This is a genomic window from bacterium, assembly GCA_035527515.1.
In the GTDB taxonomy this organism is placed as follows: Bacteria; B130-G9; B130-G9; order B130-G9; family B130-G9; genus B130-G9.
Map to the genome: position 1 here is coordinate 1 of DATLAJ010000125.1, position 16779 is coordinate 16779.

At 55.5% G+C, this 16779-nt stretch carries 17 protein-coding genes; 6 read left to right on the top strand and 11 right to left on the bottom strand.

Going from position 1 to position 16779, the window contains the following annotated elements; all coding sequences use genetic code 11:
- The 3 genes from VM163_09890 to VM163_09900 form a co-directional block, all read left to right on the top strand.
- On the top strand, positions 1 to 1249 hold a 1249-nt coding region (locus VM163_09890; GenBank protein ID HUT04187.1), incomplete at its 5' end, for an NADH-ubiquinone oxidoreductase-F iron-sulfur binding region domain-containing protein.
- A 17-nt stretch (positions 1250 to 1266) separates the two neighbouring features.
- Complete coding sequence (locus tag VM163_09895) at positions 1267 to 1971, top strand: 2Fe-2S iron-sulfur cluster-binding protein (protein HUT04188.1); 705 nt, start codon at positions 1267 to 1269, stop codon at positions 1969 to 1971.
- 65 nt (positions 1972 to 2036) lie between these two features.
- Complete coding sequence (locus tag VM163_09900; GenBank protein HUT04189.1) at positions 2037 to 3617, top strand: FMN-binding glutamate synthase family protein; 1581 nt, start codon at positions 2037 to 2039, stop codon at positions 3615 to 3617.
- Between the two features lie 91 nt (positions 3618 to 3708).
- Here VM163_09900 and VM163_09905 read toward each other — a convergent pair whose 3' ends face one another.
- The 9 genes from VM163_09905 to VM163_09945 all read right to left on the bottom strand — a co-directional run bounded on the left by VM163_09905 (position 3709) and on the right by VM163_09945 (position 12474).
- On the bottom strand, positions 3709 to 4137 hold the full coding sequence (locus tag VM163_09905) for a HEPN domain-containing protein (protein HUT04190.1): 429 nt from the start codon (positions 4135 to 4137) through the stop codon (positions 3709 to 3711).
- Positions 4124 to 4456, bottom strand: a complete 333-nt coding sequence (locus tag VM163_09910) for a nucleotidyltransferase domain-containing protein (GenBank protein ID HUT04191.1) — start codon at positions 4454 to 4456, stop codon at positions 4124 to 4126. The genes VM163_09905 and VM163_09910 overlap by 14 nt, the downstream gene beginning before the upstream one ends.
- Before the next feature lie 175 nt (positions 4457 to 4631).
- Positions 4632 to 4802 carry a hypothetical protein gene (locus tag VM163_09915; protein ID HUT04192.1) on the bottom strand — a complete coding sequence of 57 codons (171 nt, stop codon included), beginning with the start codon at positions 4800 to 4802 and terminating at the stop codon, positions 4632 to 4634.
- 124 nt (positions 4803 to 4926) lie between these two features.
- Positions 4927 to 5700, bottom strand: coding sequence for an energy-coupling factor transporter transmembrane component T (locus tag VM163_09920; GenBank protein ID HUT04193.1), 774 nt, complete (start codon positions 5698 to 5700; stop codon positions 4927 to 4929).
- 171 nt (positions 5701 to 5871) lie between these two features.
- Positions 5872 to 7602, bottom strand: a complete 1731-nt coding sequence (locus tag VM163_09925; GenBank protein HUT04194.1) for an energy-coupling factor transporter ATPase — start codon at positions 7600 to 7602, stop codon at positions 5872 to 5874.
- Between the two features lie 11 nt (positions 7603 to 7613).
- Positions 7614 to 8354 (bottom strand): QueT transporter family protein, encoded by a 741-nt coding sequence (locus VM163_09930; protein HUT04195.1) that lies wholly within the window; start codon positions 8352 to 8354, stop codon positions 7614 to 7616.
- 366 nt (positions 8355 to 8720) lie between these two features.
- The gene (locus VM163_09935; GenBank protein HUT04196.1) at positions 8721 to 10037 is read right to left on the bottom strand and encodes a glycosyltransferase family 39 protein; all 1317 of its coding nucleotides are present in this window, start codon (positions 10035 to 10037) and stop codon (positions 8721 to 8723) included.
- Between the two features lie 195 nt (positions 10038 to 10232).
- Positions 10233 to 11306 carry an ATPase, T2SS/T4P/T4SS family gene (locus VM163_09940; GenBank protein HUT04197.1) on the bottom strand — a complete coding sequence of 358 codons (1074 nt, stop codon included), beginning with the start codon at positions 11304 to 11306 and terminating at the stop codon, positions 10233 to 10235.
- A 136-nt stretch (positions 11307 to 11442) separates the two neighbouring features.
- On the bottom strand, positions 11443 to 12474 hold the full coding sequence (locus VM163_09945) for a radical SAM protein (protein ID HUT04198.1): 1032 nt from the start codon (positions 12472 to 12474) through the stop codon (positions 11443 to 11445).
- A 529-nt stretch (positions 12475 to 13003) separates the two neighbouring features.
- Between VM163_09945 and VM163_09950 the strand changes: the two genes are divergently transcribed.
- From VM163_09950 to VM163_09960, 3 genes are all read left to right on the top strand, one after another.
- On the top strand, positions 13004 to 13225 hold the full coding sequence (locus tag VM163_09950) for a YgiT-type zinc finger protein (GenBank protein HUT04199.1): 222 nt from the start codon (positions 13004 to 13006) through the stop codon (positions 13223 to 13225).
- A 197-nt stretch (positions 13226 to 13422) separates the two neighbouring features.
- Positions 13423 to 13728 carry a nucleotidyltransferase domain-containing protein gene (locus tag VM163_09955; protein HUT04200.1) on the top strand — a complete coding sequence of 102 codons (306 nt, stop codon included), beginning with the start codon at positions 13423 to 13425 and terminating at the stop codon, positions 13726 to 13728.
- Between the two features lie 6 nt (positions 13729 to 13734).
- A complete protein-coding gene (locus VM163_09960; protein ID HUT04201.1) occupies positions 13735 to 14766 on the top strand; it encodes a DNA methyltransferase in 1032 nt (343 codons plus the stop codon).
- Positions 14767 to 14955: 189 nt separating this feature from the next.
- Here the strand turns inward: VM163_09960 and VM163_09965 are convergent, their stop codons facing one another.
- Together VM163_09965 and nifS are read right to left on the bottom strand one after the other, a co-directional pair.
- Positions 14956 to 15327 carry a GxxExxY protein gene (locus VM163_09965; protein HUT04202.1) on the bottom strand — a complete coding sequence of 124 codons (372 nt, stop codon included), beginning with the start codon at positions 15325 to 15327 and terminating at the stop codon, positions 14956 to 14958.
- Between the two features lie 229 nt (positions 15328 to 15556).
- Complete coding sequence (nifS, locus tag VM163_09970; GenBank protein ID HUT04203.1) at positions 15557 to 16717, bottom strand: cysteine desulfurase NifS; 1161 nt, start codon at positions 16715 to 16717, stop codon at positions 15557 to 15559.
- Between the last annotated feature and the right edge of the window lie 62 nt (positions 16718 to 16779).

Below are 16779 nucleotides of genomic sequence, written 5' to 3' on the forward strand. Positions count from 1 at the left end.
AGAGCAACCCAGGACCCCGAAGTATTTGATCTGCAATGCGGACGAGGGGGACCCCGGAGCGTTCATGGACAGAAGTGTCTTAGAGGCTGATCCGCATGCGATCGTCGAGGGGATGATTATCGGGGCCAAGGCGATCGGTGCGGAGCAAGGCTTCATCTACGTTCGGACCGAGTATCCTCTTGCGGTGCAGCGCATCAAGAAGGCGATCAAACAGGCGGAAGAGAATGGGCTCTTGGGTGAGGGCATCCTTGGCAGTGACCTCAAGTTCACTCTGTCCGTCGTGCGAGGCGCAGGTGCGTTCGTCTGCGGCGAGGAGTCAGCGCTTATGCAGTCCATTATGGGACACGTCGGAAGGCCAAAGCAACGTCCTCCCTTCCCAGCACAGAAAGGGCTCTGGGGCAAGCCAACCAACATCAACAACGTAGAGACATGGGCCAATATCCCGCAGATCATTCTCAAAGGCGGCGAGTGGCTCGCCGGGCTGGGGACCGAGAATAGCAAAGGCACGAAGATATTCTCGCTAGTCGGGAAGGTCAACAACACTGGCCTGGTCGAGGTCCCGATGGGGATCAAGATCAGGGAGATCGTTTACGGGATTGGTGGGGGCGTCCTGGGTGGTAGAAAGTTCAAGGCAGTCCAGACTGGCGGCCCATCGGGAGGGTGTCTGCCAGAATCGATGCTGGACATGCCGATAGACTACGAGAGCCTCAAAAGCGTGGGGTCCATGATGGGGTCCGGTGGCCTCATCGTTATGGACGAGAAGACGTGCATGGTCGATGTCGCGCGCTATTTCACAGACTTCCTTGCCCACGAGTCGTGCGGCAAATGCTTCACTTGCAGGAAGGGCCTTGAACGCATGTTGGAGATACTGACAAATATATGCGAGGGTAAGGGGAAGGAAGGCGATGTTGAGCTGCTCGAAGAGCTCGCGATTATGGTCAGGGAGACCTCAATGTGCGCTCTGGGGCAAACCGCCGCGAACCCAGTCCTTTCCACCATTCGCTACTTCAGGGATGAGTACGATGCGCACATTAGAGAGGCTATATGTCCAGCCGGCTTCTGCAAAGCGCTTATTACCTACTCTATCCTTGAGGATAAATGTGTTGGCTGCGGTGCGTGCGCGAGGGCTTGCCCAGTCGGTGCAATCTCCGGTGAAAAGAAACAGGTTCACAACATTGACACGGGCAAATGCATTGAGTGTGGTGCGTGTGCTGAGGTCTGCAAGTTCGACGCGATAAATATTGCTTAACAATAAGGAATGCTGGAATGCCTAAATTGACGATCGACGGGATTGAGGTGGAGGTGGAAAAGGGGACCACGCTCTTAGAGGCGATTAGGTTCCTGGGGATCAATGTTCCGACGCTTTGCTACAATGATGGATTGACTCCCTATGGCGCTTGCAGGCTCTGTATTGTGGAGATAGGCAAGCCACCACGGTCAACAATTGTCAGTTCGTGCATCTATCCCGCGGAGGATGGACTTTACGTTCGCGCGAACTCAGAGAAAGTAATCAAGCTCAGAAAGCTGATCATAGAGTTAATGCTGGCAACAGTTTCAAGTTCGAAGACCATTCAGGACCTCGCCTCGAAGTTTGGCGTAACGCAGTGCAGGTTCGAGCCGGAACATGAGGAATGTATCCACTGCGGCCTCTGTGTGAGGATGTGTAACGAGCAGATGATGTCGGGCGCAATTGCTTTTGCCCAGAGGGGTAAGGACATGGTGATCACAACGCCGTTCGACAAGACCTCAGAGGTCTGCCGTCAATGCGGCGCGTGTATGTATATATGTCCGTGCTGTGAGCTGCGATGCCAGGGGCCGGACGCCGAGACCACAGTCTGTAATGGATGCTTGAACCTGGAACCCCCGTGCCTCGACACCTATGAAGATAAGATGTGTTTCCTTGACCCATGTGCGGCCTGTGAGCTGGCGGGGCCGTTCCGGTCGGACATGAAAAAGAAAGATGAAGCTTAGAGTTTTAGCTGAGTAAACAATAAGAAAATAGGTTTGTTTTTGCGAGAGACCTGTAGGAGGAACCAATGACCCTAACCAAACTGAACGCTACTGCCGCGACGCTCTCAAAGAACAGGACTGAGGGGTCTGTCTGTCCCAGTAGTGGAATGTGTGTTACCTGTATCGACGGCTGCGTTGGGATGTGCGAGATAGGCAAGTCCGCGTATCGAGGCCATGAGGTGATCTATCCTCAGCCATTTGGCATCATCACGACTGCCGCTGAGAAGGATTACCCAGTTGATTATTCCTACCTTAACATCATGGGCACCGCCGTGGGAGCCGTCGGAATCGAGGCCGACAGCGACAAGGCGCTCTTCCCTAACGTGACGCTTGAGAGGAAGATCGGCAAGAACAACCCGATTAAGGTCAAGCTCCCATTCGTAATACCGGGGCTTGGTTCGACCAATATCGCCAAGCAGAACTGGGAGGGACTCGCCATCGGCTCTGCGCTTGCGGGCACAATCGTCACCATCGGTGAAAACGTCGTTGGGATGGATGTGGAATCGACGATCAAGAATGGAAAGGTAGTCGATGCGCCTGACCTGGCGTGGAGGATCAAGACCTTCTTCGATTGGCAGCGTGACGGCTATGGGGACATTGTTGTTCAGGCGAACATCGAGGACACAAAGCTCGGCATACAGGAATATGCCATAAGGGAGTGCGGCGCCCAGACCGTGGAGCTCAAGTGGGGACAGGGAGCAAAGGACATCGGTGGCGAGGTCAAGATCAAGGACCTGAAAAAGGCACAATTGCTCTATAAACGTGGTTATATTGTTTTACCTGACCCGACCGATCCAGTGGTAATCGATGCCTTCAACCACGGCTCATTCCGCGAGTTCGAGCGCCATTCAAGAGTCGGCATGGTCAACCTCGATGACTTTCTCAAGAGAGTGGAGGAACTCAGAAAAGCGGGCGCAAAGCGAGTGTTCCTGAAGACGGGCGCCTATCGCCCTGCGGACCTCGCGCGGGCGGTCAAGTTTTCATCTATTGCTGGCATCGATCTGCTCACCATTGACGGTGCGGGGGGCGGAACCGGTATGAGCCCGTGGCGGATGATGAACGAGTGGGGCATCCCATCGCTTGAGCTTCACACTCTAACATACCAGTTCTGCGACAGGCTGGCTAAGAAGGGTAAGTATGTCCCAGATATCGCTCTGGCTGGCGGCTTCACCTTCGAGGACCAGATATTCAAGGCACTGGCTCTATGTTCGCCTTACGCCAAACTAATTGGCATGGCCCGTTCACCGCTGGCGGCAGCGATGGTTGGAAAGACAATAGGCAAGAGGCTGGAGGTGGGCGATCTGCCGGTGTTCATCGAGCGCTTCGGTTATTCCAAGGACGAGATATTCGTCACAGCGCCCAAGCTGAGAGAGGAATACGGCGACAAGTTTGACGATATCCCAACCGGCGCTATCGGCGTCTATACCTACTACGAGAGGCTGGCCCAAGGCATCAGGCAGATGATGGCCGGTGCCAGGAAGTTCGCCCTCGAGCACATGACCCGCCATGACCTCGCTAGCCTGACCAGGGACTGCGAAGCGCTCACTGGCATCCCATACACCATGGACGTGGACAAGGAAGAAGTGGACAAAATCCTCGACGCATAAGCAACGCGCCAATTAAACAGCAAGAGCGAAGCGCCTCGTGCCCCAGCGGTGCGAGGCGCTTTTTTTGTTTTGGCCCGAAATCGCTTGCCTATCAGACCGGAGGACCCGCGTCCAGATACATCTTCAGATGTTCGAGAACACCACGACTAACCGTCTCAGCAAGCTCGAGCAAGCGAGATCCCTCTCTCTTGTCGGCAGGGGGGTAGTCTCCCGGATACCGAAACTCGACACCATAGACAGTCAGATCGGTCGCTCCCATAAACACTTTGCAGAGTCTCGCGTCAACCGGCTTCAAGTGGCGAAGTAGTTGCCTTATGTCGTGCGTCTTCGGAAACTCCACCTGATGGCGGATAAGCAGAGCCTTGAGGTACTTCTCTGCTGCCTGTTGAGCGTGGAAACCTACTGCTTCGTAATCATGATCGAGCTCTTCGAGCAGAATGCGCGCGGCCTCGAGGTCCCTATCGGCCTTGAAAAGCCATTGATGCACAAGGTCCCAAACCACCCGTTCACGGCTTCTCATAAAGCACTCGTCCATACTTGTTGGCTGGATAGGCAAGGCCACCTATGACGTCTTTTTCCTCCTGGAATTGCTCCTCGCCCATCACCCAGAGATCAACCCATACTGGCAAATCGGGCGGCAACAGAGCCCGCAAACGCCTCTGCTCGCGCCGCTTGTCCGGGGCGCCCGCCTCAACAATAACTAGGTCGATATCGCTCTCAGTTCCCGCAGTGCCAGCGGCCCGGGAACCATAGAGGATTACCCTTATGACCGGCCCCGCCCTACCGAGAGTTTCCGCAATATCAACAAGCACTTCTTCAGTAGCCACGTCAACCTGCACGGATATCCTCCCTCATATAGGAGCTGTCCACAAAAAACGCTCGCCCGCACCAAATCCTACAGTACCAGCCCCACACATTACAATTGGTCGTAGAATTCTAGAAAGTCCCACGCCCGTCGCAGCATCTAGTCTATAATCGGGCCTCATTGCTCAAGCGCCGCACATAATGACAGACTCACCCGTTTCCTTCGAGCTCCCGAATCTCGCCGTCTATTATGCGGTCGATGGGCTCGCAGAGTGACTTATACTCAAGCCCATCATGGTCAGAATCCCGTCCACTGCCCTCCCCGCCAATCAGAGCTCTCGTAACGCATTGAAGCAGCCATTGGGCGTTGTCCTCTAACAATTGGCGGTTCACGTCCGAGATTATGTGCCGTGTCAGGGTCTATTTGTCAATGAGCGTATGGCAGAAGCAGCGGGGGGGGCTGGGGGCACGCTGCGGCTGCACCCAGCTACCATTGATTGCCGTCTCAGAAGTGGTAGCGCCAGGCGATCGCGGCAGCGAGCACGAGCACCGCAACACCGTAACCCAGCGGGTCGCGCCAAGAATGCCTGAGGCGCAGGATGCTGGTGCGGTTGGCTTTCTTGCCGAAGGCACGGGATTCGAGCGCCATCGAGAGCACGTCCGTTGCTCTGAGCGCGTGAAGGACGACTGGAACGATCAACGGGATGTGTTTTATCGCGCGCCTCACGGGATTGCCCTGGTCGAGCGTGTGGCCTCTGGCCTTCTGGGCATCACGAATTAGGCCGACCGTCGAGATGAACGTCGGCACCAGTCGGAACGAGAGCATCAGCGTGAACGTGAAGACAAATGGGATGCCCAGCATTCTGAGTGCAGCCATAAACTCCTCGACCCTGGTTACGGTTAGAAAGACCACGCCGACAAGGACGAGCGAGATCAGTCTCGAGGCCATCGTGATTCCACGAAAGAGGCCTTCGTTCGTAATGGATAGGCCCAGGAAGCTCGCGACCTCTTCCCCGCTCCTGAAGAATAGCGGCCAGACGACAACCGTTACAACCGCCATTATCAGGATGATGGGCAAGACAGTCCTTACCGAGCGCCAGGCCCGGGCGAACGTTACCACAATAAGAAGGCCGACCAGATAGCCCAGCGAGCCCGCAAGGTCGGACATCACAAGCGGCGATACAAGTAGGAGCGAGGCGCAGATCAGCTTGGTGAGCGGATGAAGTTTATGAAAAGGCGTGATTCGGGGGCTGTATAGGCCGTATCTCTTGTTGGACATCGGTCAGGTTGGGGGCAGGTCAGGCGTGCCCGCGGGCCCCTCGGTGAGTTCTTTGAGATTGGCCAGAGCTGCGCCGGGATGCCCCTTGTCAAGGTCAATCTGCGAAATCCGTGTAATCGTCCGCCGCCATAGGCTTTGGCCGACGGCTGTCTGTGGGTGCATCGCGACCGCTTAACCACTCTTGTCGAAAAGACTAACAAACTCGGAGACGCTCAGCGCCGTCATCCCGAACCGGTGCGAGAGCTCGACGATTTTCGGGGGAACGAGGCCTGCTTGAGCGAGTAACTCTCGATTCTGCGGCTCGAAGAAAGCTCGCACCGGCCCGTCATATACGATCCCGCCTTTCACGAAAGCAATGACGCGCCTCGCGTACTCCGGCACGAGGTGAAGCGAGTGAGTTATGAAGATGACCGTCTTACCTTGACTGTTGAGGCTGGACAGCATGGACATCACTTTCCGCTCCTGAAAATAGTCGAGGCCAGTAGTAGGCTCGTCCAAGATCAGAATCTCGGGGTCACACGCAAGCGTCGATGCGATCGCGGTGCGCTGCCGCTCGCCTTTTGTTAGGCAAAAAGGATCGGAGCTCTTCTTCGCAGCCAGGTCAACCGTCTCGATGGCAGATGTAACGAGCCTTTCGATCTGCTTCTCTGAGTAGCCCAGGTTCTCAGGCCCGAATCGGACCTCCTGCTCGATCGTCTCGCAGAAGACCTGATTGTCCGGATTCTGGAAGACGAAACCGACGTCCCTGGCAACCTCGGAGATTCGCATCCGCGACACGTTCTTTCCACGCAGGAGCACCTTCCCCGCCGTTGGCTTCAAAAGAGCGTTCAGATGCTTTACAAAAGTGGTCTTGCCCGAGCCGTTCCGGCCGACGAGCGCAACGAAATCACCCCGGCCGATTGACAGCGATATGTCTTGGACGGCGAATCTGCCCTTTTCATAAGAGTGCGACAGCGATTGCACCTCGATCAGCGGAAGGCGCCGTCTCATCACGTCTTCGCGCTCAGCCTTCAGAAGCTCCTCGTAGCGAGCATGGTTGGGCACGAACGAATGGCTGATAGTTTTGTAAGCATCATCGACGCCGAGCATAAGTTCGTCGGTTCCAAGCGCTTGGCAGGCCTCGGCTACTTGGTGAGGGCGAATACCAGAGCGAGAGAGAACGTCAGGCTGCCCGCACAGCTGCCCAGGACTCAAAGAAGACCCCAGCCGCCCATGTTGCATCAGGGCGATGCCGTCAAAATCAACTAGAGACTCTACCTCGTGTTCGATCATAACGACTGTGGCTCCCAGAATACGAAGCTGACTCACAACCCGATAGACGGCGGCCCTTCCCTCGGGGTCCAGGTCGGTAGTTGTCTCATCAAGAAGCAAAAGGTCCGGGTGCATCGCAAGCACAGACGCGATAGCCAGGCGCTGCTTTTCACCGCCGGAGAGAGATGCTGGCTCTCGGTCCTCGAAACCCGAGAGGCCAACGACCTCCAGGCACTCCGTGACTCGCCTGCGTATCTCATCTGGGTCCACGCCCAAGTTCTCAGGACCGAAGGCGACCTCCTGTTCAACGTTTGTGCAGAAGAGCTGATTCTCGAACTCCTGAAAGACTATCCCGACCTTGCCGGCCAGTTCAGCAACGCCGTGTTCGGATGGGCATAGCCCAAAGACGCTTAGCGAGCCGGTTATCTCGGCGCGCTGGAAGTTGGGAATAAGTCCGTTAAGACATTTGAGAAAAGTAGATTTCCCGGCGCCCGTGTGCCCCATTATGGCGATTGCCTTACCACGAGCGAGGCCGAAATCCACATTCTCGAGTGCAAGGCGGCCCTCACCTTGATACTTAACCGAGAGACCGTGTGCCTCAACCGCTGGGCAGCCGGCGTCATCTGACATGCGTTCGGGATGATTCGGCACAGAGTCCCCGCTCACAACATCAGGCAGCCGGCGAAGACCGCAGCGATGAAAGGGGTTACGGCTAGCTTGATCGCCCCGGCGCCCTCGACGACACCAAGGAGTATTCCGCATGATAGCGCACCAAGCGAGCCAATAATGACTAGAAACGGCCCGATGATCTGTGCCCAAGCGCCCGACCTTGGCTGGTATGAAGGGATTACCTGAGAGTAAAGCAGCTTCATTTTGCTTATGCGAGGATGGAGAAGAAAAAACAGGAGCGGATAGAAAAGCGCAACCACCGAGTTGTTCACCGCGATCGGGACGCCGAGAACTGGGAAAGGCACCAGTCCGAGCAGGTCAACACCCCACGCAATTACGCTTGCACAGGCGAGCGCGGCTAGAATGCCAACGATAACGTTGAGGAGGTAACTTGTGGCATTGGTGTTTTTCCTGAAGAGGTTTTCAAGGAGTTTGTAGGGCAGATACCCTAGCATGAAGTTGCCCAACATGCCGAATATGCTTCCCAGGCCGAACATGCCGCCCAGAACGTCGCCAACCAAGTTGCCGATCGCCGAGCCCCAAGCCGCGGCAGGACCGAACAGCAGCGAGCACACAAGCGGAACGAGGCTTGCAGGTCTAAGCTCCGTATAGCCAGGGATAATCACGAGGCCCTTGAAGGGCAACAGCACTGCGACAAACATGGCGGCGACCACAGCGGTCAGAACGATCATCCGCGTGTTCTGCCACATGCCGAAAAGCTCGTTACTGCGCAATGTCAGGCATCCTCCCATTCACTTCCCTGTCCGCATACCGCTGCCTCAACGACATCGGAGCCATACTCACCGCACGCACCGCTCTTGATCTTCTGAAATAGCCGGTCAGCTTCTCGTTGAAGAGGCCTGCCCTGATTTCGTGTAGAGTCTTGATTTCACCGAAGTCGGAGCGAAAGGCCGGGGAGATTGCATGTATTAACAGGCTAATGAAGCTCCGGAGCAAATGACTCTGATAATCCAAATCTCTTATCCCGTCCTGATTGGGCTGCGATCTCACTATAATACTGCCACCAGCGGTTCGCTGCTGTCAATGAGGGTCAGGATTGCGGTTTTCGGGACAGTTAGCTTGGCCGGTCGTCGTCATTCTCAAGAGCTTAATAACCTAAAACTCTTAATAAACGTCCTGTGTAGCCCGAACGAGGCGAGGACTATGAGAGAGGGCATCATCTTCATGGAGTGACGCCCCACGCTTACGGTGAACGTCTCGGTGAAGGTAAAAAACGCCAATGTAAGAAGGATCGGTGAGGCCAGAAGCAGCCACCGGCCGCGGTAGCAAAAGACGGCTATGGCACTGAAGATGAGCAGCACAACGTTGGGAATGAGAAAACTATACTGGATGTAGTGATTGCGATTCGTCGTGGGATAGTAGAGAAAATATCGCTCCTCCCAGTTAGCGGCGTTCAGCCAGAGGTTCACTATTTTCTGAGGTGCGTTGCTCAGCCAAGACCAGGGATTACGCCATAGGAACTTAAAGGCCTCGCGAAGGAGAATGTCGTTCGCCTGGACCTCAGGCAGGCCGTCAACCTTCGAGTCGATATCAGGCGGAATCGAGGTGCCGAGTCCGGCAACGTTGCGCTGGCTGGGGATATAAAGCCCCTCCATCATGTTTGTCCCGACCAGGGTCGTCCCAGGCAAGAACCTATGGAAAACTAGAGCGTTTCGAATCACCCAGGGAGACAGGAGTGTGCATACGGCAAGCAACATGAGCACCGGCATAAGGGCGGCGCGCCTCATGCCGATCTTTTCGGCCCTCAGAATAAAGAATAGGACGATCGAGAGGGGCAAAGCTAAGGCGAACGATTCAGGTCTGGTCAGTGCCGCTGCGCCGAGCAACAGCCCACTTAGGACAAAAAGCCTGATCTTGGGCGTCGCTATGGCTTCGGCCATTGCCCAAAGGGACAGAGTAGTCAGCATCATGCTGAGATTCTCCGCCATTAAGACAATGTTTTGCTGAAAAAACGGAAGATATGCGGCAGTAAGGCCTGTCGCTAAAAGACCCACACTCACGCTGCCGAAGAGTCGCCTCGAGAGCGCAAAGACCGCGAACATCGTCACAACGTCGAAGAAGCACTGAAGCAAGAATACGGCCCTGTATCTCTCGCCGAAGATGCGATAGACCAGCGCCAGAAACAGTGGGTACAGAGGCGGGCGTCTTGCGCTGGGCTCGTTGAGCCGCTCGCGCATCAGAAAGCGGAAGCGCCCAGAAAGACCTTTCAGACAGTAGCCTTCTCCAGCGACGAGGTTCTTGGCCAACTGGTTGTACTCCTGGGGGTCGGCCTGTTGGGTCACAGGAACGAAATAGGGCGTGGCGAACATCCACACCACTCTCGCGATTAAACCAACCGCTACAATGCTAATAAGCCAGACACGCTGGCCTCTCTTGAGCCCTGAGAACAGTCTCATATCATCTCCGAAGTGTCATCAAACCCGATATTATATGGCAAGATGTGCAATTGGCTCAACACCCGTGGGCCGAACGAGAGAGAATCTGACAGGATGTCGTCAGCGTAAGGTCGGCGGCGCCGGCTGAGATCATGCGCAACTCACACCACCTCAAGGGAGACACGGCACCACGTGCCGGCCGCAGATAGGTCTTCCCTATCCCGCCCTGATGAGTCCAGCGGGGTCTTCCATCATGTCGAATGCGGTCCCGAAATCTATCTGGTCTTTCTTGTAGAGCTCCAGCAAGGCTTGGTCCTTGGTCTGCATCCCCGCAGTGCCCGATTCCATCAGCGAATAGAGCATCTGGGTATCGTTCCTGATCATCTGCTGAACGTCAGGCGTCGCGACGAGCAGCTCCATAGCGAGCGCCCGGCCCTGGCCGTCCTTCTTGACCACGAGATATTGGCATGTTATCCCTATGAGATTCCTGGCGAGGCTGTTTCGGACGGAGCTAGTGCAGCTGTCAGGAACGAGTTCGAGCAGATTGCTCACGCACGACTGGCAGCTCGAGGCCTGCGCACACCCGATAACCAGAACCCCACTCTCCGCAAGCTGCAGCGATCCTGTAAACGCATCCAGCGAGTCAAGATCAGAGATGCCGACCACATCTGCATTGTGCTCCTGCGCCGCCGCGAGTGCCTGCCGAACTGAGGGCACGTCTGAGGCTATTTCCACCTGCGTTACCATGCTCTTCTTGTGCTGGAAAAGAAACGAGATAGGGTCTTCGATCGTCCTTATATGCAAGCTCCTGCGCTCGTTCAGAAAATCGATTGCCGCCGCCCAGACAGTTGACCTGCCCGAGCCGGCCGGGCCGGTTATGAGCATGAGTCCCGACCTCTTGTCGAGGAGCTCGAAGAAAGTCGATGGTAGTTCGAGCTGCTGGGCGGGCATGATGTCCTTAATTATCTCCTTGAAGGTGCCACAGATGCTGCCCTTCTGGTAGTAGAGGCTTGCCCGGAACCTCGCCAGCCCGCTTATCCCGAAGCTGATGTTCAGCGACTTATCCCTCGACAAACGCTTCTTCTGGTCTTCGTTCAGCAGGCCCAGGCAATGTATCTCTGTTTCAGCAGGGGAAAGAGAGGTCTTAAAGATCGGCACGATTTTGCCATCTTTGCGCAGCCGCGGAGGCGACCCCGGAACCAGATGTAAATCAGAAGCGCCACGCTTGATCATCGTTTTGAGCAAGGCCTCAAGCGTAACCGACTTCTCTTTTCTAGCCTTGGCAGACATTGAGAGCTCCCCAAACCGAAAAGCAAAATCGATGTTTAATAGTTCAAGATTGACTCCTTCGGGTGAAGATTTCAAGCAGAAATCCAAGGCGATCTCAGATATATCTAAACTCGTGAGAAGTCGCGCAACCCGAACGTCACTGTCCCAACACGGGGCGGCTGATCTCCCTGCTGGGGATGCAGCTTGCGCACATTGGATGGCCGCGGCCGCGCAGCCTCCGCCGCTTATCACCCCGAAGGCCGCTCCCTCTCCAGACAGAGCGCCAGCCGTCGCTGATGAGGTTGCCGTAAGGTTCAAGATTCCCGAACGCGAAGAGGCATGGGAAGACGTCGCCGTCTGCCGTCACGTAGATGTTCTCCGACTGTGGACAAACCTCCTGACACTTCAGAATCGGCCGCCCCGCCGAATCGAGCTCGTAGTTGCAGACCTCGTGCCCGACCGGAAGATCATCGACGTGAATCCTGCGATACGTCTCGTCGTCCCGCGCAGTGTCAATCCTCATTGGCTTGACGTAAGCCGAATCACAGCCTATCCGTTCGACAATCCGTCTGAACGCATCGATCTGTTTCACACTGGTCTTGGTCGCGATCAGCTGGACCTCGACCAACGGGAAATGCCGCTTCCGTTCACGCCGTCCCGAACATATCGCGGCGATGTTTGAGATCGTCCTTTCAAACTTGGCCCCCACCTGTTTCGCCTCGTATTCATCCCGCTCGGCCGAGATGAGCGTCGTTACGATTCGATGAGGCGCAAGGTCGATCAGCTCGTCGATCATTGCCTGGCCCAGCGTGGCGAGGTTTGAGTTGAGCGTAACAACCAGGCTCCTCTTGCGCGCCTCATCTATCATTCTAAGAATATCGGGATTCATGAGTGGCTCGCCGGTCCTTACGAACGTTACGGCGGTGACGTGGCGGCTCACGTGTCTCATTACGGATGCGAAATCATCAGCTGACATGAACTTGCGTTTTCTGCCCGACAGATCGAACACGTCCTCGCACCAGGGGCAGCTGAGGTTACACTCGGTGGATGCCTCGACCAAGAGACATCGCGGCCACCCAGCTATTCGCCGGGCCGCCTCCTTCGCCGCAAGCGCGATCAGCCACGAGGCCTTCGACGCTCGCAGAATCTGCCCCAGAGTCCTGATCCGTCTGGAAGATACGATCGCCATCCCAACATATTAGCAGATTCGTTGCGCGGCCGCCGGAATCACACATGAAGTTCGCGGACTCTCCACCCTAGATCGGTTCCGTCTCGTTCGGTCGGTAGATGACGGTGCACCTGGTGAACCATCTGGCGATACAGACGAGCATCCAGGGAAGAGATAGTCACATGTCGCAGCACACTGCCTTGACCCTGGTCTCAATAACATCTCCATGTTCGGCAATGAATCTGCTCAGAGTCTCTTTGCTGCGTCGCTGTAAGTGGAGCAAAACCGGATGATCGGGCATCTTTCGCAGGCAGGGTTCGAGGGCTTGCACATGTCCCGCCCAAGCGAGATGAACGCCACGTGTAGCTCACGCCTAATGGAAGGTGGGATGCGCTCCTGTATCTCGGTCATCAACTTGTCGCTGGGATAGCCAGATGTCTCACACCACCCAATTCTCCTTCTTCTGGCTCAAGCCTCCGACTTTGATCGTCTTAGCCACCTCTGTTACGCTGCACTTAGCGCGCAACTCGCGCTAAGTGAGGAAATCACGGTGAGATGCGTCGTTTGTGGCTCTGAGATGGTCAGTACCAAGACTGACCTTCCATTCAAGGTAGGGCCATCGTCTATTGTCATCAGCAAGGAACTGCCGGTTCAATCTTGCACAAGATGCCAGGAGTTCGCCCTGGAAGACGCCATCATGGAGAAGGTTGATAAAATACTGGCCTCCGTTGACGAGTCGCTGGAGCTTGAGGTCGTTCACTTCGCCGCTTGACCGGTGCTGTCAAACGCCTTTGTGGAACTGGAAGACGGGGGGTCAAAAAACCTCGACCTCGATCCGTTGGACGCCGACGAGGCGCGGCAGGTCATCGGCTTGAGCCGGTGGGTTCGGGCGTTGGGATACGTCTGTTAGGTTTTTGCTTTCCCGATCTGCGCAATCTGTGTAATCTGCGGACAAATGAGGAGGCGAGCATGAACTATCACGGGATAGACATACCGCGAGACAGGATCGCGGAGTTCTGCCGCAAGTGGAAGGTTACCGAGTTGTCGCTTTTCGGGTCGGTGCTTCGCGAGGATTTCGGTCCGGAAAGCGATGTGGACGTGCTGGTTACCTTGGCTGAAGATGCGCCGTGGAGCCTTTTTGAATGGGTTGATATGATAGACGAGCTGAAGGTTGTTTTCGGGCAAGATGTGGACCTGGTGGAGAAATCCGGTCTTAGGAATCCTTTTCGCCGGCATGAGATACTGAAGCACATGAAGGTGGTCTATGCGGCCTGAAAGACTATGATTCCAACTCAACATCCGACAGGGCAGGAGTCCCGGCCAGCAAGAGGCCAATTCTACAATGAGGATTGCATCGAGGGCTGCAAGAGGCATGTCCCCGATGGCACGGTCGATCTGATAATCACTGACCCTCCTTATGGTATCGCCGGTGATAAGCTCCACCAGCACTACAACCGCAAGGAGGGATTTGTTCTTGATGGCTACATCGAGGTTCCGGCCGATGAATACGCTGACTTTAGCTTGCGGTGGCTGGAGCAGGCGGCGAGGATTCTGCGGCCGGGTGGTGCGCTTTATGTGTTTTCAGGATATACGAACCTTGTTCACGTTCTCAAAGCGCTGCGTGTGGTGGGTTTGGAGGAGGTAAACCATATTATATGGAAATATAATTTCGGCGTCTATACTAAGCGGAAATACATCTCCTCACACTACCACATCATGTACTACAAAAAGCCCGGCGGCCGTGTAACCTTCAACACCTACTGCCGATATGGCGCTGACGAGCGCGATGACAACGGCTCCGAGAACTACCGTGACAGAGAGGACGTCTGGATAATCAACAGGGAATATAAGCCTGGCCAGCGAAAGAACAAGAACGAGCTCCCTAAGCAGCTGCTCATCAAGCTCATCCAATACAGCAGCAACGAGGGAGACCTGGTCTGCGACCTTTTTTTGGGCAGCTTCTCCACCGCGAAGGTTGCCATGGGCCTCAACAGACGGGCCATAGGGTTCGAGAAGAGCAAGGTGGCGTTCGACTATCAGATCGACGAAGTGGCCAAGATCGAGCCGGGCTCCCTGCTGCCTGCGCTAAAGATCCCACAGCAGAGCCAATTGCCCAATCAGGGCAAGCCCTGGACTGAAGAGGAGAAAGAGCGGTTGTGGCGGCGCTATCTGAGGTTAATCCAGGTTCATCGCACGAAAAAGAGGGTCATCGAGCTCCTCTGCGATGAGTTTGGCCGAGGCAGGTTTGCCCTCTCTAAGGTTATTAGCCAGATAAGAGGCTCATCCACAGATTACACAGATTCCGCAGATTAAATCAGGCCGAAACGAGGCGACAGAAACGACGACCCTGGCAGATTCTGTTCGAGGCCCACTGGACCCATCCCTTCCAACTCCCCTCCCTAATCTGCGTAATCTGCGGATAGACCTCTACCCTGGGAACAGCAGTGACATCTTCTGGATGATGGGGGAGCGTTTGCCCGCAGATTGCGCAGATTCAGGGGATTAGGTGATAACGAACCGTTGGTATTGTAGCGATTTCTGACCGAAGTTGAGAAGGAGACCGATACCAAGACCGGAGGCCTTGAGATAGTTGATTATTTGTGCCTCGTGCACACCAGTGAGTGTTTTCAAGGCTTTCAACTCGACGATGACTAACTCAAAACAGACGAAATCTGCCTTGTATCGAGTATTGAGTTCCGTGCCCTTATAGAACACCGGCAGGTCCCACTCCCGCCTGAATGGTATCTTTCGCTCGGACAGTTCTAGTGCCAGTGCTTCTTGATATACTGTTTCCACGAATCCGCAACCCAGCTCGCTATGCACATTCATGGCGGCACCGATAATCGCATAAGTGTGCGGATCATTTCCACTCATTGTTACTGTCTCTCTAACACTGTCATAGATGTGAAGTTCATAAGGGCGTTTGTCCGCAGATTACACAGATTACGCAGATTGAGAAGGGTAGCTAGATACTACGATGCCTGCGCGAGCTCGAGCGCATCGATGGCGTTTACGTTGAGCCAAACAGTTCTCGTGCATCCTCTTAAGCCTTGCCTCTAATCTGTGTAATCTGCGCAATCTGCGGACAAACCTCTTTCATGTATCACCCGGGGAACAGCGGGGACATTTTCCTCAGCTCCTCGATGATGGGCGGCAGCTGCTCGAGGACGTAGTCCACGTCGTCCTCGGTGTTCATGCGGCCGAGGCTGAACCTGATGGCGCCGTGGGCGTGCTGCGGCTGGATGCCCATAGCCAGTAGAACGGGCGACGGTTCCAGCGACTCGGATGAGCACGCCGAGCCAGTCGATACGCAGATGCCCTTCGCGCTCAAGCGCAGCAGTATCGACTCGCCCTCGAGATACTCGAAGCGGATGTTGGCCGTTGAACAGAGCCTTTCCTTGGGATGCCCGTTGAGCTTCGTGTGTGGAACCTGCTCCAAGATGCCCTTCTCCAGCCGGTCGCGCAGCTTGCAGATATCATGAGGTTCGACGCCGTGCTGCTCCAGCGCGAGCTTGCAACCCTCGCCAAGCGCCACGATGCCGACGACATTCTCAGTCCCCGCCCGTTTGCCTCCCTCTTGATGGCCGCCATGAATGAGGCGCCGGACTCGCGTGCCGGACTTGATGTAAAGCGCCCCGCAGCCTTTCAAGGCATATAGCTTGTGGCCTGACATAGCCATCATATCGACCCCGAGTTCCTTCACGTCGAGCGGGACCTTGCAGACGCTCTGAACAGCGTCCGTGTGCATGATTATGCCCGCTTCACGTGCAATTTTCGTGATCTCAGCTATTGGCTGAAGCGTCCCAACCTCGTTGTTGGAGTGCATTATCGTGATCAGAACGGTCTCAGGCCGTATCGCCCGCCTCACCTCGTCAGGATCGACCATTGCATATTGATCGACGGGCAAAAACGTAACGTCGATGCCTTGCCTCATAAGAAACTTGCACGTGTTGCGGACCGCCTCGTGCTCAACGCTGGAAGTTATGATGTGCTTTTTGCTCTTCTTTGAGTCGCGATAGGCGCCCTTGATCGCCCAGTTGTCGGCCTCGGTCCCGCTGGCGGTGAAGAATATCTCCTCAGCTTCTGCACCGATGACGTTAGCTACTTGCTGTCTGGCCTTGTCCACCGCCGCCCGAGCAGGGGTGCCAGCCGCGTGGAGCGAGGATGGATTGCCGAAGAGCTCTCCGAGGTAAGGCAGAACAGCCTTTTTGACACGCGGATCAACCGGTGTCGTCGCGTTGTTATCCATGTACACAATTCTCATTTGCGTCTCCTTGACGGTAAATCGACCTTCGTCCATACTACAATCGTGGGTAACGTCCTGAT

Excerpts from the sequence above, each read along its gene's own strand:
- VM163_09895 (HUT04188.1), top strand. The coding sequence starts at position 1,267 with ATGCCTAAATTGACGATCGACGGGATTGAGGTGGAGGTGGAAAAGGGG.
- VM163_09900 (HUT04189.1), top strand. The coding sequence starts at position 2,037 with ATGACCCTAACCAAACTGAACGCTACTGCCGCGACGCTCTCAAAGAAC.
- VM163_09905 (HUT04190.1), bottom strand. The coding sequence starts at position 4,137 with ATGAGAAGCCGTGAACGGGTGGTTTGGGACCTTGTGCATCAATGGCTT.
- VM163_09920 (HUT04193.1), bottom strand. The coding sequence starts at position 5,700 with ATGTCCAACAAGAGATACGGCCTATACAGCCCCCGAATCACGCCTTTT.
- VM163_09935 (HUT04196.1), bottom strand. The coding sequence starts at position 10,037 with ATGAGACTGTTCTCAGGGCTCAAGAGAGGCCAGCGTGTCTGGCTTATT.
- VM163_09940 (HUT04197.1), bottom strand. The coding sequence starts at position 11,306 with ATGTCTGCCAAGGCTAGAAAAGAGAAGTCGGTTACGCTTGAGGCCTTG.
- VM163_09945 (HUT04198.1), bottom strand. The coding sequence starts at position 12,474 with ATGGCGATCGTATCTTCCAGACGGATCAGGACTCTGGGGCAGATTCTG.
- VM163_09955 (HUT04200.1), top strand. The coding sequence starts at position 13,423 with ATGAACTATCACGGGATAGACATACCGCGAGACAGGATCGCGGAGTTC.
- VM163_09960 (HUT04201.1), top strand. The coding sequence starts at position 13,735 with ATGATTCCAACTCAACATCCGACAGGGCAGGAGTCCCGGCCAGCAAGA.
- VM163_09965 (HUT04202.1), bottom strand. The coding sequence starts at position 15,327 with ATGAGTGGAAATGATCCGCACACTTATGCGATTATCGGTGCCGCCATG.
- nifS (HUT04203.1), bottom strand. The coding sequence starts at position 16,717 with ATGAGAATTGTGTACATGGATAACAACGCGACGACACCGGTTGATCCG.